Origin of the sequence: Dietzia sp. CH92, assembly GCF_032248695.1 — a bacterium.
In the GTDB taxonomy this organism is placed as follows: domain Bacteria; phylum Actinomycetota; class Actinomycetes; order Mycobacteriales; family Mycobacteriaceae; genus Dietzia.
Genome location: NZ_JAVHXC010000001.1, coordinates 202,869 through 218,886 on the forward strand (window position 1 = coordinate 202,869; position 16,018 = coordinate 218,886).

General features: G+C 73.6%; 15 protein-coding genes. All 15 read right to left on the bottom strand.

What is annotated here, in order from left to right; genetic code table 11:
- Nucleotides 1-9: 9 nt before the first annotated feature.
- Nucleotides 10-993, bottom strand: coding sequence for a uridine diphosphate-N-acetylglucosamine-binding protein YvcK (yvcK, locus tag RWK90_RS00975; protein WP_314033802.1), 984 nt, complete (start codon nt 991-993; stop codon nt 10-12).
- An 8-nt stretch (nt 994-1,001) separates the two neighbouring features.
- Complete coding sequence (gene rapZ, locus RWK90_RS00980) at nt 1,002-1,880, bottom strand: RNase adapter RapZ (protein ID WP_314033804.1); 879 nt, start codon at nt 1,878-1,880, stop codon at nt 1,002-1,004.
- Nucleotides 1,881-1,884: 4 nt separating this feature from the next.
- Complete coding sequence (uvrC, locus tag RWK90_RS00985; protein WP_314033807.1) at nt 1,885-4,002, bottom strand: excinuclease ABC subunit UvrC; 2,118 nt, start codon at nt 4,000-4,002, stop codon at nt 1,885-1,887.
- 6 nt (nt 4,003-4,008) lie between these two features.
- A complete protein-coding gene (locus tag RWK90_RS00990; RefSeq protein WP_314033808.1) occupies nt 4,009-4,482 on the bottom strand; it encodes a PH domain-containing protein in 474 nt (157 codons plus the stop codon).
- Nucleotides 4,479-4,955 (bottom strand): 6,7-dimethyl-8-ribityllumazine synthase, encoded by a 477-nt coding sequence (gene ribH, locus RWK90_RS00995; protein ID WP_314033810.1) that lies wholly within the window; start codon nt 4,953-4,955, stop codon nt 4,479-4,481. The genes RWK90_RS00990 and ribH overlap by 4 nt, the downstream gene beginning before the upstream one ends.
- Nucleotides 4,952-6,220, bottom strand: coding sequence for a bifunctional 3,4-dihydroxy-2-butanone-4-phosphate synthase/GTP cyclohydrolase II (locus RWK90_RS01000; protein ID WP_314033811.1), 1,269 nt, complete (start codon nt 6,218-6,220; stop codon nt 4,952-4,954). The genes ribH and RWK90_RS01000 overlap by 4 nt, the downstream gene beginning before the upstream one ends.
- A gap of 75 nt (nt 6,221-6,295) precedes the next feature.
- Nucleotides 6,296-6,919 (bottom strand): riboflavin synthase, encoded by a 624-nt coding sequence (locus RWK90_RS01005; RefSeq protein WP_314033813.1) that lies wholly within the window; start codon nt 6,917-6,919, stop codon nt 6,296-6,298.
- Complete coding sequence (gene ribD / locus RWK90_RS01010; RefSeq protein WP_314034716.1) at nt 6,919-7,965, bottom strand: bifunctional diaminohydroxyphosphoribosylaminopyrimidine deaminase/5-amino-6-(5-phosphoribosylamino)uracil reductase RibD; 1,047 nt, start codon at nt 7,963-7,965, stop codon at nt 6,919-6,921. The genes RWK90_RS01005 and ribD overlap by 1 nt, the downstream gene beginning before the upstream one ends.
- A 2-nt stretch (nt 7,966-7,967) precedes the next feature.
- Entirely contained in the window at nt 7,968-8,636 is a 669-nt protein-coding gene (gene rpe / locus RWK90_RS01015) for a ribulose-phosphate 3-epimerase (RefSeq protein ID WP_314033814.1), read from the bottom strand.
- A 68-nt stretch (nt 8,637-8,704) separates the two neighbouring features.
- Complete coding sequence (locus RWK90_RS01020; RefSeq protein ID WP_314033816.1) at nt 8,705-9,619, bottom strand: alpha/beta fold hydrolase; 915 nt, start codon at nt 9,617-9,619, stop codon at nt 8,705-8,707.
- The gene (locus tag RWK90_RS01025; protein ID WP_396230250.1) at nt 9,612-10,949 is read right to left on the bottom strand and encodes an RsmB/NOP family class I SAM-dependent RNA methyltransferase; all 1,338 of its coding nucleotides are present in this window, start codon (nt 10,947-10,949) and stop codon (nt 9,612-9,614) included. Before RWK90_RS01025 ends, RWK90_RS01020 begins: the two co-directional genes overlap by 8 nt.
- Nucleotides 10,950-11,155: 206 nt before the next feature.
- Nucleotides 11,156-12,088 carry a methionyl-tRNA formyltransferase gene (fmt, locus tag RWK90_RS01030; protein ID WP_314033820.1) on the bottom strand — a complete coding sequence of 311 codons (933 nt, stop codon included), beginning with the start codon at nt 12,086-12,088 and terminating at the stop codon, nt 11,156-11,158.
- A 3-nt stretch (nt 12,089-12,091) separates the two neighbouring features.
- Nucleotides 12,092-12,646 carry a peptide deformylase gene (def, locus tag RWK90_RS01035; protein WP_314033822.1) on the bottom strand — a complete coding sequence of 185 codons (555 nt, stop codon included), beginning with the start codon at nt 12,644-12,646 and terminating at the stop codon, nt 12,092-12,094.
- A 58-nt stretch (nt 12,647-12,704) separates the two neighbouring features.
- Entirely contained in the window at nt 12,705-14,750 is a 2,046-nt protein-coding gene (locus RWK90_RS01040) for a primosomal protein N' (RefSeq protein WP_314033824.1), read from the bottom strand.
- 46 nt (nt 14,751-14,796) lie between these two features.
- Nucleotides 14,797-16,008 carry a methionine adenosyltransferase gene (gene metK, locus RWK90_RS01045; RefSeq protein WP_314033826.1) on the bottom strand — a complete coding sequence of 404 codons (1,212 nt, stop codon included), beginning with the start codon at nt 16,006-16,008 and terminating at the stop codon, nt 14,797-14,799.
- Nucleotides 16,009-16,018: the final 10 nt, after the last annotated feature.

The following is a 16,018-nucleotide window of genomic DNA, read 5'->3' on the forward strand; positions in this document are numbered from 1 at the left end:
CTCCGGTCGTCACCCCGCGCCTCCCGGCAGCGAAGCGGCGAGCGCCGTCGCGAGCAGGGCGGGGTCGTGGACAGCCCTCATGGTCCCATCCGTTCCGGTCTTCGCGATCTCCGCGGTCACCACCCGGGCGCCGAAGCCGGCCGCGGCGCGCTCGAGGTGCTCCCGCTCGGTCCCGCTCAGCGGCATCCGCGGGTCCACGAGCAGGACGTCCACGTCGATCCCCGGCGCGTGCTGCCGCAGGACGTGCAGGTGCTGCTCGGCGGAGAACCCGGCCGTCTCCCCCGGTTGGGGTGCGAGGTTGAGCACGAGCGCCTTGGCGGCGGTGGTCCGGGCGAGGGCCGCGGCGATCTCCGGCACGAGGACGTTGGGGATGACGCTGGTGAACCAGGAACCCGGGCCGAGCACCACCAGGTCGGCCTGCTCGATCGCGTCGACGACGCCGTCGGCGGCGGGCGGGGCGTCGGGGATGAGGCGGACCCGCCGGACGCTGCCCGGTGTGGTGGCCACGGCGACCTGCCCGATGATCGTGCGCACGACCCTGGGATCGGCCTCCAGCCCGACGACCTCGGCGGCGATGTCGAGCGCGACCGGGGACATGGGCAGGACCCGCCCGGTCACGCCGAGGATCGATCCCACCGCGTCGAGTGCCTCGATGGGGTCGCCGAGCAGTTCCCACAGTCCGGCGAAGACGAGGTTGCCGACGGCGTGGCCGGCCAGCGCCCCGGTGCCGCCGTAGCGGTGCTGGAACAGCCTGGTGAGCCTCTCGTGTTCCTCGTCCTCGCCGGCGAGGGCGCACAGCGCCATGCGGAGATCACCGGGCGGGAGGATGCCGAGCTCGCGGCGCAGGCGCCCCGAGGAACCGCCGTCATCGGCGACGGTCACGACCGCGGTGACGTGGTCGGCGACGAGCCGGCCCGCCCTCAGGGTGGCGGACAGGCCGTGCCCGCCGCCGAGCGCGACGAGTGACGGGATCCGGGTGGTGGACGCGGACATCCGGGCCGTCACTCCCGTCCGAGGTCGCGGTGGCGGACGTGGACGTCGACCGCGTCGAGACCGGACAGCCTGCCGGCGAGTGATTCGGAGATGGCGACGCTTCGGTGCTTGCCGCCGGTGCACCCCACGGCGATCGTCATGTACCGCTTGCCCTCGCGCCGGTAACCGGTCATCGCGAGGCGGATCATCGTGACCGCCGCGCCCAGGTACTCCTCGATCGACTCGTCGGCGAGGACGTAGTCCTGGACCGGCTTGTCGCGTCCGGTGTGGGGCTGGAGTTCGGGGATCCAGTGCGGGTTGGGCAGGAAGCGCATGTCCAGGAGCATGTCGACGTCCACCGGGACGCCGTACTTGAACCCGAACGACTCGACGGTGAGATGGAAGTCGAAGCCGAGGTCCCCGAACGGGGTCTCGAGCCGGTGGCGCAGGTCGTGCACGCTCAGCGAGGTGGTGTCGACGACGACGTCGGCGCGGCCGCGCAGTCCCTCGAGGATCCTGCGCTCCCGGGTGATGCCGTCGATCAGCCCGCCGCCGGACTGCAGGGGATGGGAGCGGCGCACGTTGTTGAACCGGCTCACCAGTGCCTCGTCGGAGGCGTCGAGGAAGAGGATGCGCGACCTCTCGCGACCGGTGAACTGGTCGAGGAGCTCGCCGAGGTGTTCGTCGAACCCGAGGCTGCGGGTGTCGGCCACCACGGCGAGCCGCCGGGGCTCGTCACCGGAGTCGTCGAACATGCCGAGGAACTCCCCGACGAAGGGCAGTGGGAGGTTGTCCACCACGTACCACCCGAACTCCTCCAGGACCTTCGACGCGGTCCCCTTGCCCGCTCCCGACATCCCGCTGATCAGCAGGAGTTCCCGGCCCCGGTCGTCGCCGTGGTCGTCCATCGTGTCACCTCGCGTCGTTCGTCGTGCCCGCCCCGGGCTGCCCCGCCGAGTCTTCCACGTCCCCCACGGCCGTGTCCCCGACCCCGACGCCCGGCCCCGGTTCGGGTTCGGGTCCGGGTTCCGGTCCGGTGGGGCCGCCGGACCCGAGGGTGGCCCTGATCGACGCCGCGACGCCGGGCCCGATGCCGGGGACGGCGCAGAGGTCCTCGATGCTCGCGGAGCGCAACGCGGAGACGGTGGGGAACTTCTCGACGAGGGCCGCGCGGCGGGTGGGCCCGAGGCCGGGCACGTCGTCGAGCACGGACGCCGTCATCCGCTTGGAGCGCGCGCCCCGGTGCGCGCGGATGGCGAACCGGTGGGCCTCGTCGCGCAGGCGCTGGAGCAGGAACAGCCCCTCGCCGTGGCGCGGGAAGATGACGGGGTACTCCTCCCCCGGCAGCCAGATCTCCTCCAGCCGCTTGGCGATGCCGATCACCGGCACGTCGGTCACCCCGAGCTCGGACAGCACCTCGGCTGCCGCCTCGACCTGCGGGCGCCCGCCGTCGACCACGAACAACTGCGGCGGATAGGCGAACCGGCGGGCGGGCGGGGTGGCGTCGGTGCCGCCCGCCTCGTCGTCGACCGGTCCGTCCGTCTCGTCGGGGGTGAGCGCGGGGTCCTCGTGGTGGCGCCGGAAGCGTCGGCGGGTGACCTCGGCGATGCTGGCGACGTCGTCGGAGTGGCCGTCCCCGGCGGCGTCCCGGATGCGGTAGAGGCGGTAGTCGCTCTTGCGGGGGATGCCGTCCTCGAACACCACGAGGGAGGCCATGACGTCGGTGCCCTGGGTGTGGGAGATGTCCACGCACTCGATCCGCAGCGGCGCCGAGTCCAGCTCGAGGGTCTCCTGGATCTCCTGCAGGGCGGCGGAACGGGCGGTGAGGTCCCCGCTGCGGCGCAGTTTGTGCTGGGTCAGGGCCTCGACGGCGTTGCGGTGCACCGTCTCGGCCAGGGCCCGCTTGTCCCCGCGCCGGGGCACCCGCAGGGACACGCGCGACCCACGCAGGCCGGAGAGCCAGTCGGCGAGCTCGTCGGAGTCCTCGGGCAGGGCCGGCACCAGCACCTCGCGGGGCACGGCGGAGGCGATGTCGCCGGACTCGGCCGCCTCCGCGAGGTCGGCCTCGCCGCCGTAGAACTGGGCGAGGTAGTCGGACACCACGCCGGGGATCGCCCGGGCCGCGTCGAACTCGCCGTCCTCGTCGACGCCGTGCGCGTGTTCGACCACCCACCCGCGCTGACCGCGGATGCGTCCGCCGCGCACGTGGAAGACCTGGACGGAGACCTGCAGTTCGTCGACCTCGACGCCCACGACGTCGGCGTCGGTGCCGTCGCCCAGCACCACGGCCTGCTTCTCCATCGCGCGGCGCATCGCCCCGAGGTCGTCGCGCAGGCGCGCGGCGCGTTCGAAGTCCAGGTCGGCGGAGGCCTCCATCATCCGCTTCTCGATGCGCCGCATGATGGCGTCGGTGCGGCCGGCGAGGAAGTCGATGAGCTCGTTGACGATGAGCCGGTGCTCGTCCGGGGTGACGCGGCCGATGCACGGGGCTGCGCACTTGTCGATGTAGCCGAGCAGGCACGGGCGTCCGAGTTGGGCCTGACGCTTGTACACCCCGGCCGAGCACGAGCGGACGGGGAAGACCCGCTGCAGCGTGTCGAGGGTGTCGCGGATGGCCCACGCGTGGGAGTAGGGACCGAAGTAGCGGGTGCCCGGGCGTCGGGGCCCGCGGTAGACGAACGCGCGCGGGACCTCCTCGCCGACGGTGACGGCGAGCATCGGATAGGTCTTGTCGTCGCGGTAGCGGACGTTGAACCGCGGGTCGTACTTCTTGATCCACGTGTACTCGAGCTGGAGCGCCTCGACCTCGGTGGACACGACGGTCCACTGCACGCCGGCGGCGGAGGTCACCATCTGGCGGGTGCGCGGGTGCAGCAGCGACAGGTCGGCGAAGTAGGAGCTCAGCCGGGCGCGGAGGTTCTTGGCCTTGCCCACGTAGATGACGCGCCCGTGCTCGTCACGGAAGCGGTAGACCCCCGGCTCCGTGGGGATCGAGCCGGGGGCCGGGCGGTAGGTACGCGGGTCGGCCACGGCGGATCAGCGGTCGGCGACGGTCTCGGGGTCGGCGGCCGAGGGCTTGTGGGTGCGGATGACCTCGCGCAACCGGGACATGGCCTCGACGCCCTCGCGGCCGTCGAAGGTCTGGATGGCCCAGATCCCGGCGTGCTCGTACGCGGGCAGCTCGAGTCGCGGCCAGTAGCTCGAGCGGGGGAAGGTCACGCCGACGATGTGCTCCCAGCCCCAGCCCCGGGTGCGCAGGGGTCCACGCAGCTCGACGCCCTCGCTCCCGGCGCGGACGCGGATGCGCAGGAGGGTGAGGAGGAGCCCGGCGAAGATGAGGCCGGTGACCACGAAGGCCAGCTGGTCGGGGACGCCGATGGTCACGCCGGTGTCGCCGTCGACGAGGATGACCGCCCAGATGACGTGGACGACGACGACGAGCACGGCGAGCGCGATCACGGTGATGCGCATGCGCCGGGGCGTGTGCTCGAACTCCCAGTCCCCGCTCATCGGACGGTCCTCAGCTCACGCAGGGTGATCGCGGCGCCGAGGGCGGCGGCGACCGCCTCCCCGCCCTTGTCCTCCGCGGCGCCGTCGTGGCCGTCGCGGTCGCGGGCCTGCTCCTCGTTCTCGGTGGTGAGGACCCCGTGCGCGACGGGCGTGGCCTCGTCGAGGGCGATGCGGGTCAGGCCGTCGGTCACCGAGCGGCACACGTAGTCGAAGTGGGGCGTGGCGCCGCGGATGACCACGCCGAGCGCGACGACGGCGTCGTGGGTCCGCGCGAGTTCCTGGGCCACGACGGGCAGCTCGACCGCCCCGGTGACGCGGGCGAGGGTGACGGCGGCGCCGGAGGCCTCGGCCACGGCCAGGGCACGGTCGACGAGCTGGGTGCAGATCTCCTGGTGCCAGGTCGAGGCCACCACGCCGAGGCGCAGGCCGCGGGCGTCGGGGACGACCGGTTCGGGTCTTCCGCTGCCGCTCATCGCTGATCCTCTCCGTTCACGTCGGCGCCGGCCGGGTCGGCGGGGCCCTCGTCCAGCCCCTCGAGCAGGTGGCCCATCCGGTCGCGCTTGGTCCGCAGGTACCGCAGGTTCTCGGGGGTGACCGCGGTGGGCATGGGCACCCGCTCCACCACCTCTACCCCACCGGCGCGGAGGGCGTCGGCCTTGGCCGGGTTGTTGGTCATGAGTCGCACCCGCGTCACGCCGAGGTCCCGCAGCATCTGCGCCGCGAGGCTGAAGTCGCGGGCGTCGGCGGGCAGCCCCAGGTCGAGGTTGGCGTCGACGGTGTCGCGGCCGGAGTCCTGGAGCTGGTAGGCGCGCAGCTTCTGGACGAGCCCGATCCCGCGTCCCTCGTGTCCGCGCATGTAGAGCACGACACCGCGCCCCTCCGCGCACACGGCGTCGACGGCGGCGTCGAGCTGGGGACCGCAGTCACACCGCAGGGAGTGGAAGACGTCACCGGTGAGGCATTCGGAGTGGATGCGCACGGAGACCGGGTCGTCGCCGGAGATGTCGCCGGCGACCATCGCCACGTGTTCGACGCCCTGGAGGGTGTCGCGATAGCCGTGCGCGGTGAGGGTGCCGGCGGGGGTGGGCACGCGGGCCGCGGCCTCGTGGACCACCTGCACCTCGTGGGCGCGACGCCACGCCTGCAGGGCCTCGATGGTCACCATCGCCAGCCCGTGCTCGTCGGCGAAGCGCCGCAGCTCGGGGGTGCGGGCCATGGTGGTGGGGTCCTCTTCGGACACGATCTCGCAGATCACGCCGGCGGGGCGCAGTCCGGCCAGACGGGCCAGGTCGACGGCGGACTCGGTGTGGCCGGGGCGGGTGAGGACACCGCCGGGCCGGGCGCGCAGGGGCACCACGTGTCCCGGGCGGGTGAAGTCGCCCGGCACCGTGTCGGCGGCGGCGAGCAGACGGGCGGTCCGGGCGCGGTCGGCGGCCGAGATGCCGGTGGACACGCCGGTGCGCGCGTCCACGGTGACGGTGTAGGCGGTGTCGTGACGGTCCTCGTTGATCGCCCGCATGGGCGGCAGGTCGAGCCGGAGGCAGTCCTCGGCCTCGAGTGCGACGCACACATAGCCGGAGGAGTAGCGCACAAGGAAGCCCATGAGTTCGGGGGTGGCGAGCTCGGCGGCGAAGATCAGGTCGCCCTCGTTCTCGCGGTCCTCGCTGTCCACCACCACCACGGCCCGTCCCGCCGCGATGTCGGCGATGGCTCGCTCGATGCCGTCGAAGGTGGTCACTGCTGCGGGGTCTCCTCGTCTCAGGACGGGCCCGGGCGGCGGCCACGGGTCCGGGCTCAAGTATGGCGCATCCGGTCAGGCGGGCCCGCCACCGCGTCCGTCCAGCAGACGCTCGACGTACTTGGCCAGCACGTCCACCTCGAGGTTGACGGGGTCGCCGACTCCGAGGCCGCCGAGGATCGTGGCGTCGAGCGTGGTGGGGATGAGGGAGACCTCGAACCACGCGTCCGCCGCCCCCGACGCGCTGACCGCCGAGACGGTGAGCGAGGTGCCGGAGACGGTGATGGACCCCTTCTCCACCACGTACCGGGCGAGGTCGGCGGGCAGGGAGATGCGCAGGACGTGCCAGTGCTCGTGCTCGACGCGGTCCAGGAGCCGGCCGGTGCCGTCGACGTGGCCCTGCACGATGTGCCCGCCGAAGCGCGCGTCGGCGCGCATGGCGCGCTCGAGGTTGACGGGGTCCCCCGGCGCGAGGGCGGCCAGTGCGGTGCGGTCGAGGGTCTCGGCCATGACGTCCACGTCGAAGTGGCCGCCGGTCTCCCAGTCGGTGACGGTGAGACAGACGCCGTTGACGGCGATCGAGTCGCCGTGGCCGGCGTCGGAGGTCACCAACGGGCCGCGGATCCGCAGGCGCGCCGAGTCGCCCCGACGGTCGATGGACTCGAGGGTGCCGAGCTCCTCCACGATTCCGGTGAACATCAGCGGGTTCCTTCCGTCGGCCTGGCTGTCATGCGCAGGTGGATGTCCGTGCTGAGCACGGTGGTCTCACGCAGGGTGAAGCCGTGCGCCCCGGCGAGGGTGGTGACGCCGGCGCCGGAGACGGCCGGGCGCCCGTCGCCCAGCACGAGCGGGGCGAGATAGGCCTCGACCTCGTCGACGAGCCCGGCGGCGAGGAACGCCCCGGCCAGTCGCGGCCCGCCCTCGACGAGGACGTGGCACACGTCGCCCAGCATCGCCAGCGCCTCGGCGGGGTCGCGGGTGGCGAGGTGCCGGAACCGGCCGTCGTCGCCACGCACCGCCGCGCCGGCCGGGACGTCGGTCAGTCCCATCACCGCCCGGAGGGGTTGCCGGGCGGCGAGGCCGCCGTGGTCGAGGCGGGCGGTCAGTGCCGGGTCGTCGGCGGTGAGGGTCCCGGTGCCGACGACGAGGGCGTCGATCTCCTGCCGCCGGGCGTGGGCGTGGCGGCGCGAATCGGGCCCGGTGATCCACTTGCTCGACCCGTCGGCCGCGGCCACCCTGCCGTCCAGGCTGGCCGCGTACTTCCACGTGACGAACGGTCGGCCGTGGGCCTGACGGTGGAGCCACGCCCTCAGCGGGCCGTTCTCGGCGGCGCTCACCTCGTCGTCGTCGCCCCTGGCCACGTCGACCCCCGCCCGCCGCAGGGTCGCGGCCCCGCCGGCGGCCACCGGGTTGGGGTCGGACACCGCGTAGACCACGCGCGCGACCCCGGAGTCCAGCGCCCGGGCGGTGCACGGGCCGGTGCGGCCGTGGTGGTCGCACGGTTCGAGCGTCACCACGAGCGTCCCCCCGCGCGCGCTCTCGCCCGCGGCGTCCAGGGCCACCACCTCCGCGTGCCGCCCGCCCGGGGCCTCGGTCGCCCCGCGGCCGACCACCGCGCCGGCCGCGTCGAGCACTACCGCACCGACAGGCGGGTTGGGGGTGCTCACGCCGAGGGCGGACCGGGAGACCGCGATCGCCTCGGCCAGGGCGCGGCGTTCCCGGCCGCGCGCGCCGTCCCGGGGCACGTTCACGTCCGCGCGGCGAGTGCCCGCTCGCGCAGGGTCCCGATCATCGCGTCCGGGTCCGGCGCGCCGTAGACCGCGGACCCGGCCACGAACACGTCGCACCCGGCGGCCGCGCACTCCCCGATCGTGTCGGCATCGATCCCGCCGTCGATCTGGATGAGCACGTCCAGACCGCGGCGGTCGATCTCGGCCCGCAGGGCGCGGACCTTGTCCACCATCTCCGGCATGAACTTCTGACCGCCGAAGCCCGGCTCGACGCTCATCACCAGCACCAGGTCCACGTGCTCGAGGAGCTCGAAGCACATCTCGGCGGGCGTCCCCGGCTTGATCGACACCCCGGCCCGGCAGCCCCTGGCGTGCAGCAGGTCAGCCACCGCCACCGGGTCGTCGGCGGCCTCGAGATGGAACGTCACGTTCGAGGCGCCGGCGTCCACGTAGTCGGCCACCCAGCGCAGCGGGTTCTCGATCATGAGATGGCAGTCCATGAACGTGTCCGTCACCCGGCCCACCGCCTTCGCCACCGGCGCCCCGAAGGACAGGTTGGGGACGAAGTGACCGTCCATGACGTCCACGTGGATCCAGTCGGCGGACGGGATGCGCTCGATCTCACGGTCCAGGCGGGCGAAGTCGGCGGACAGGATCGACGGCGCGATGAGCGGCTTGTACGACATGGCGTCCAGTCTAGGCGGGCGCGTTCCGGGGCCGGCCGACGGCGGGGACCGTCACCGCGCCCCGTGGGTCAGGCGGTCGGGCCCGTTAGTGACAGGCAGAACTCCACCTGGTCCGCGACGATCTTCTCGAAGTGCGGATCGACGTAAGGGTCGAAGTGCTCGCACGGGTACTCCAGGTACCGGCCGTGCGGGATCCGCTCCGCGGCCCGGCGTGCGGTGGCCGCGGGGGTGATGGCGTCCCCGGTCGCGATCTGGACCAGCGTGGGGCAGGTGATCCGGCGGGCCCGGCGGATCGGCGAGTAGAAGCCGATCCGCGCCAGGATCCGCGCGGCGACGTCGTCGCGGAAATCGGTGCGGCGTACCCCCGAGTCGGCCACCAGCCGGTCGACGGCGGGATCGGCGTCGGGGCTCGTCATGACCGCCGTGTCCCCCGGGCGACCGACGAGGGGGACATAACGCGGTTCCCGATGCCGCATCGCGCGCCACAGGTCGTCGAGCACGGCCGGGGCGAGCCGGCGTACGGCGGCGAGGCCCGTCGCCCGGACAGCGGCCGGCCCGCTGACGTGGGGCACCTGGGCGACGACCCCCGCCAACCGCTCCCCCGTCCCCGCGAGGGTGAGGACGTGCCCTCCGGAGAACGACGTGCCCCACGCGATGACGCGGTCCGGGTCCACCCCGGGCAGGGCACGGGTGAAGGCGAGCGCCGACCGCCAGTCGTCCAGCTGGCGGCCGATGTCGAGCAGTTGACGGGGAGACCCGCCGCTCGCCCCGAAGTGCCGGTAGTCGAAGACCACCACCACGAAGCCCGCGTCGCGGAACCGTTCGGCGTACGCGGGCAGACGCAGGTCCCGGATGCATCCGAACCCGTGGGCCATGACGACGGCCGGCGCCGTCGCCGAGGGGTCACCGGCCGGCGCGTCCGGGCGGTAGATCCAGGCCGCACAGTCCACCCCGTGCGAGGTGAACCGGGTCTCGTCACGCATCGTGCCTCCGTCGCAGCGCCGCCATGAACATCGCATCGGTGCCGTGCCGGTGCGGCCAGAGCTGCACCCACGGGCCGTCCCCCGGCGCGGCGTGTGCGCCGCCCTCGCCGAACCCGGTCCCGATGCCCGCGAGGATCTCCCTCACGTCGAGGGTCTCCACGTCGTCCCGGCGTGCCGCCTCCCGGACCACCGACACCGTCTCCGACAGGTGTGGCGAGCACGTCGCGTACAGCACCACACCCCCCGGACGGACCAGCCGCAGAGCCGAGTCGAGAAGCTCGCGCTGCAGCGCGACCAGGCCCGGGATGTCCGCCGCGGTCTTGCGCCAGCGCGCCTCCGGGCGACGACGTAGTGCACCCAACCCCGAGCACGGTGCGTCGAGGAGCACGCGGTCGAAGCCGGGCTCGAGCCCGGGGTCCCGCCCGTCGGCCGTGTGCACGGTCACCGGCAGGTCCCGTGTGGCCTCGCGGACGAGGTCGGCCCGGTGCGGCGACACCTCGACGCCGGTGAGGGTCCCGCCCTCGATCTCCGCGAGCGCGCCCAACATCACCGCCTTGCCGCCCGGGCCGGCGGCCAGGTCGAGCCAGCGACCCGTGTCTGGGCCCGTGAGCGGGGCCCGCGCCGCGGCCAGCGCGACCAGTTGGCTGCCCTCGTCCTGCACCGCCGCCATGCCCTCGCGCACCGCGTCGAGCGTGCCCGGGTCCCCGGAGTCCAGGTGGACGGCGTACGGGGACAGCTCGCCCTCGCGCCCACCGGTGACCAGGGCGAGCTCCTCCGCCGAGATCGCACCGGGTCGCGCGGCCAGGTGGACCTTGGGCCGCGCGTCGTCGGCCGCGAGCAGGTCGGGTAGTTCCCCGGCGGCGGCGCCGAGAGAGTCGGCGAACGCGCGGGCGATCCATTCGGGGTGGGCGGTCCCCACCGCCATCCGCGCCACCGGGTCGGTCACCCCCTCGCGCAGCGCGTCGAGCCATGAGTCGAGATCCCGGGCCGAGACCTTGCGCAGCACGGCGTTGACGAACGCCCCCGCTCGGCCGAGGCCCGCCGTGCGCGCCGCCTCGACGCTGGTGTCGACGGCCGCGTGGGCGCCGATGCGGGTGAACAGCAGTTGGTACGCGCCCAGCCGGACCAGGTCGAGCACCGGCGGGTCGATCTCCTCGACGGGACGCGACGAGGCGAGCGTGATGATGCGGTCGAGCAGTCCCTGCGCGCGCAGGGTGCCGTAGGTCAGTTCGGTGGCCAGGGCCGCGTCCCGGGAGTCGAGCTTCGCCCGCCGCAGCTCGGCCGGGAGCGTGAGGTTGGCGTACGCCTGCCGTTCACGGACGGCCGCCATCACGGCCAACGCCACCGCTCGCGCATCGGGCCGTCGCTGTGGTTTCTGGGCGCTCTGCCGGGGGCGCTGCTGGGGGCGCTGCTGTCCCCGGCGGCGGTCCTGTGGCTGGCGGCCGCCCGAGGGGCGGCGGCTCTGCTGATCGCGGCCCCGCGCCTGCTGCTCTCCCCGGCGCCGGTCGTCTCCCCCGGGCGCCTGACGGTCGCTGCTCACTCGAAGGCCGCCTCGTCGTCGAGGCGTGCGCCGCGGATCCAGTCGAGCGCGTTCATCATCTTCTTCCCCGGGGGTTGGATGGTCTCGATCGCCATGGGTGCGGACGCGGTGCCGACGTGGAAGGTCCTCTTGTCCCACGCGATGTGCCCGGGCTCGAGGGCGGGTGCGGTGTCGTCGGCCGGGCGGGCCGAGCCGATCTTCACCCGCTGCCCGTTCAGCGTCGTCCACGCACCGGGGGCGGGGGTGACCGAACGGATGTGCCGGTCCACCGCCAGTGCCGGGTCCGCCCACCGCACCCGAGCGTCCTCGACCGTGAGCTTGCCCGCGTAGGAGACCCCGTCCTTCAACTGCGGGACCTCCCGCAACTCGCCGGTCTCGAGACCGTCGAGCGTGGCGACCAACAACCCGGCCCCGGACTCCGCCAGCCTGCCCAGGAGCTCGCCGGCGGTGTCCCGGGGACGGACGGTCTCGGTCATCGTCCCGAGCACGGGCCCGGTGTCCATCCCCTCGTCCAGACGGAACGTCGTGGCGCCGGTGACCTCGTCGCCGGCGGCGATCGCGGCGTTGACGGGGGCGGCGCCCCGCCACGCGGGCAGGAGTGAGAAGTGGAGGTTGATCCAGCCGTGGGCCGGGATCTCGAGCACCGGCCGGGGAACGAGGTGGCCGTAGGCGACCACCGGCACGGCGTCGGGTGCCAGGGCGAGCAGACGCTCGGCGAACTCGGGATCGCGCGCGTTCGGCGGGGTGAGGACCTCGACCCCCGCGGCGTCGGCGGCAGCCGCGACCGGACTGCGGGACAGCCCGCGCCCCCGCCCGGTCCGGGCGTCGGGTCGCGAGATCACGGCCACCACCTCGTGGCGGTCACTGTCGAGGAGGGCCTGCAGGGACGGGACGGCGACCTCGGGGGTGCCGGCGAAGACGAGACGCACCGGTCACCTCACCGCCATCGCGTCGGCCAGATCGTCGTAGACGACCCCGGCGCTGACGGCAGCGCTGCCGAACCACGTGGAGTTGCGGATCTCGGCCATCGCCGTGCGGCGACGCTCCGGGGTGAGCCGCTGGAGGAACAGCACGCCGTCGAGATGATCGATCTCGTGTTGGACCGCGCGGGCGAGGATGCCCTCGGCCTCGAAGCTCACGGGCTCACCGTGGAGGTCGAACCCGCGGGCGCGGACCCGGGCGAAGCGCTCGGTGGGCAGCGACACCCCGGGGATGGAGAGGCACCCCTCCTTCTCCTCGACGGTCTCGTCGCCGATCGCCTCCCACTCCGGGTTGACCAGGTGACCCCGCCGTCCTCCACAGGTGTAGACGAACACCCGGGTGGACAGGCCGATCTGCGGGGCGGCCAGACCGGCGCCCTCCTCGTGATCGACGGTGTCCATGAGGTCGGTGACCGTACGTGCCAGCCTGTCGTCGAAGGAGGTGACGGGGTCGGCGGGGGTCCGCAGAACGGGATCGCCGAAGAGCCGGACGGGGTGGACGGTCATGCGTATCGGGTCTCCTCGGGGCGGAAGTGGTGAACGACCATTCTAGGCGCTCCGGCGCTCACCCGATGTGCACGGGATCGAGGCGGACGCGCAGTGGGCTGGCGGTACGTCTGCCCGCCCGCCGGACGACGAGGGCCCGCAGTTCCGCGGCGACGTCGTTGAGCAGTGCCGGGGGGACCCGCAGCAGGACCCGCTCCGGGTCGCGGACCTCGTCATGACCGGGGAGTTCCTCCCCGGCGGGCAGATCGACGGGGCCGAGCACCTCGACGGCGTCCGCGAACCGGAAGTCCTCGAGGAACTCGGCCAGGGCCGCTGCGGGGCCGTCGACCGCGATCATGTGCACGGCGGGAGGGAACCCGACCTCCGCCCGGTCGGCCAGCTCGCGCTCCGCCCACCCCTGCGGGTCCCACCGCACCAACGCCTGGGAGACCGCGGACTCCGAGTCGGCCGACAGGAACACCCTGCCGCCCGCATCGGCCGGGCGGACGAGACCGGCGGCACCGATCCACAGCCGGAGCGCGTTCTGCACGGCCCGCAGGTCGGGGCGCCCGAGCAGCGCCCACGAGTCCAGCAGCAGCGCGGCGCCGTAACCGCCCTCGGCGACAGGCTCGGCGCCCGGCGTGCACACGATGATCGCGGGGGTCGCCGGCACCGAGTCGAGGATCTCCCCTCCCCCGCTGGTGCGGATCCGCACCCCGGGGAACATCCGCCCCAGTTCCTCCGCGGTGCGCCCGGCACCGACGACCCCGGCCCGCAGGGCGCGGGATCCGCAGCTCACGCAACGGAACCCCGGTTCCGGCGCCCCGCACCATCCGCACGCCAGCTCCACCGGCCCGTAGACCTCGTCCATGCGTCCCGCCCGCAGGGGGCCGTTGCACCGGCGGCACCGCGCCGGCGTCCGGCAGGACCCGCAGAGCAGCGTGGGGATGTACCCCTTCCGGGGCACCTGGACGAGCACCGGGGCGTCCACGTCGATCGCCTCGCGCGCCATCGTCAGTGCGACGGCCGGCAGCCGGGTTCGTCCGCCCGCCACGTCGCGGGCCTGGACGGGATCGGCGTCCGTCACGGCGATCACCCGCGGGGCCAGCTCCCGCACCAGGCCCGCCCGCGGCCGGATCTCGTGCGCCCACCCGGTCCGCACGTACTCCGCCACCTCGGGCGTGCGGTCGACGGACGTCAGCAGCAACGGCGTCCCCTCGAGGGCTGAGCGTTGGGCGGCGACGTCGCGGGTGTGGGGGTACGGGGCGCGGGGTTCGACGAACGAGTCGTCACCGTCGTCGTGCAGCACCACGAGGCCCAGTTCCGGCAACGGGGCGAACACGGAACTGCGGGTGCCGACGACGATCCGGGCGTGGCCGCGGACCGCGCGCAGCCATCGCCGGTACCGGGCCGACGGCCCCACCCCCGCCGACAGGTCGGCCACCAGATCGCGGCCGGCCGACCCGCCACCGACCACCTCACGGCAGGCCGCGGCCAGGCGATCGACGTCCCGCTGGTCCGGGACGATGAGCAGGACCTGGAGTCCACGCCGACGCACCGAATCGGCCAGGGCCGCCAGGGACCGCGCCCAGTCCCGGCCCGGGGGTACCGTCCACACCCCGCGCGCGGGCACGCCGGCCGTGACCGCCTCGAGGAACCGGGCGACCATGGGATGGTCCTCCCAACCGGCGGGCAGTTCGACCGGGCCGAGCGAGACGCCCACCGGCGGCTCCGCCTCGGGGACGGACTTCTCCGCGGCGGCGTGGCGCGGCGGGATGGCCAGGCGGAGCACGTCGGAGCGGGTGCCGACCCAGCGGCGGGCGACCAGGTCGACCAGGCGCAGGAGCGCCGGGGTGAGGACGGGTTCCGGTGAGACCACCCGTTCCAGCCAGGCCAGCTCCCCCTGGTGGTCGGTGTGCGCGGTGCGTTCGACGAGGAAACCGTCCACCAGGCGCCCTGCGAACCGGACCCGCACGCGCACCCCGGGCACGGCGTCCGCCGACAGCGACTCGGGCACGCGGTAGTCGAACTCGCGGTCGAGGTGGGGCACGCCGAGCAACGGCAGGACCCGGGCCACGGGGCTCTCGGCCGCCGCGACCCGGGTCGCCGGGCGCGTTGTCGTCACGTCGGGAATCCTCGCACCCCGCTACGACACCCGGGGACCGGAGGCTCTACAGCCCGGCGGCCTTCTTGAGCTCGTCGACGCGGTCGGTGCGCTCCCAGGGAAGGTCGATGTCGGTGCGTCCGAAGTGTCCGTAGGCCGCGGTGGGGGCGTAGATGGGGCGCTTGAGGTCCAGGTCGCGGATGATGGCGCCCGGGCGCAGGTCGAAGACCTCGGTCACGGCCTGCTGGAGCCGGTCGATGGCGACCTTCTCGGTGCCGAAGGCCTCGACGAACAGCCCCACGGGGGCGGCCTTGCCGATGGCGTAGGCGACCTGGACCTCGACGCGCTCGGCCAGGCCGGCGGCGACGATGTTCTTGGCGACCCAGCGCATGGCGTAGGCGGCGGAGCGGTCGACCTTGGACGGGTCCTTGCCCGAGAAGGCGCCGCCGCCGTGGCGGGCCATGCCGCCGTAGGTGTCGACGATGATCTTGCGCCCGGTCAGACCGGCGTCGCCCATCGGGCCACCGAGCACGAACCGGCCGGTGGGGTTGACCAGCAGACGGAAGTCGGAGGTGTCGATCCCCCCGGCCGCGTCGGCCAGCACGGGGTTGATCACGTGCGCTGTCAGGTCGTCGCGCAGCGTGGTCTCGAGGTCGATGCCGTCCGCGTGCTGGGTGGAGATGACGATGGTGTCCAGCCGGACCGCCTTGTCCCCGTCGTACTCGATGGTGACCTGGGTCTTGCCGTCCGGACGCAGGTAGTCCAGCGTGCCGCTCTTACGGACCTCGGTCAGGCGTCGCGACAGGCGGTGGGCCAGAGCGATAGGCAGCGGCATCAGCTCGGGGGTGTCCGAGCAGGCGTAGCCGAACATCAGGCCCTGGTCCCCCGCACCCTGGCGGGCGATGGCGTCCTCGACCGACTCGGTGGAGGTCCGCGCCTCGTGCGAGGTGTCCACACCCTGGGCGATCTCCGGGGACTGCTGTCCGATGGAGATCGACACGCCGCAGGAGACGCCGTCGAAGCCCTTGTCGGAGGAGTCGTACCCGATCTCGACGATCTTGTCGCGGATCAGCTGCGGGATCTCCACGTAGCCGGTGGTCTTGACCTCGCCCGCGACATGCACCAGGCCGGTGGTGACCATGGTCTCCACGGCCACGCGGGCCGCCGGGTCCTGCTCCAGCATCGCGTCCAGGATCGAGTCCGAGATCGCGTCACAGATCTTGTCCGGGTGTCCTTCGGTCACGGACTCGCTGGTGAACAGCCGACGTGCCTGCGTCACAGTGGTTCTC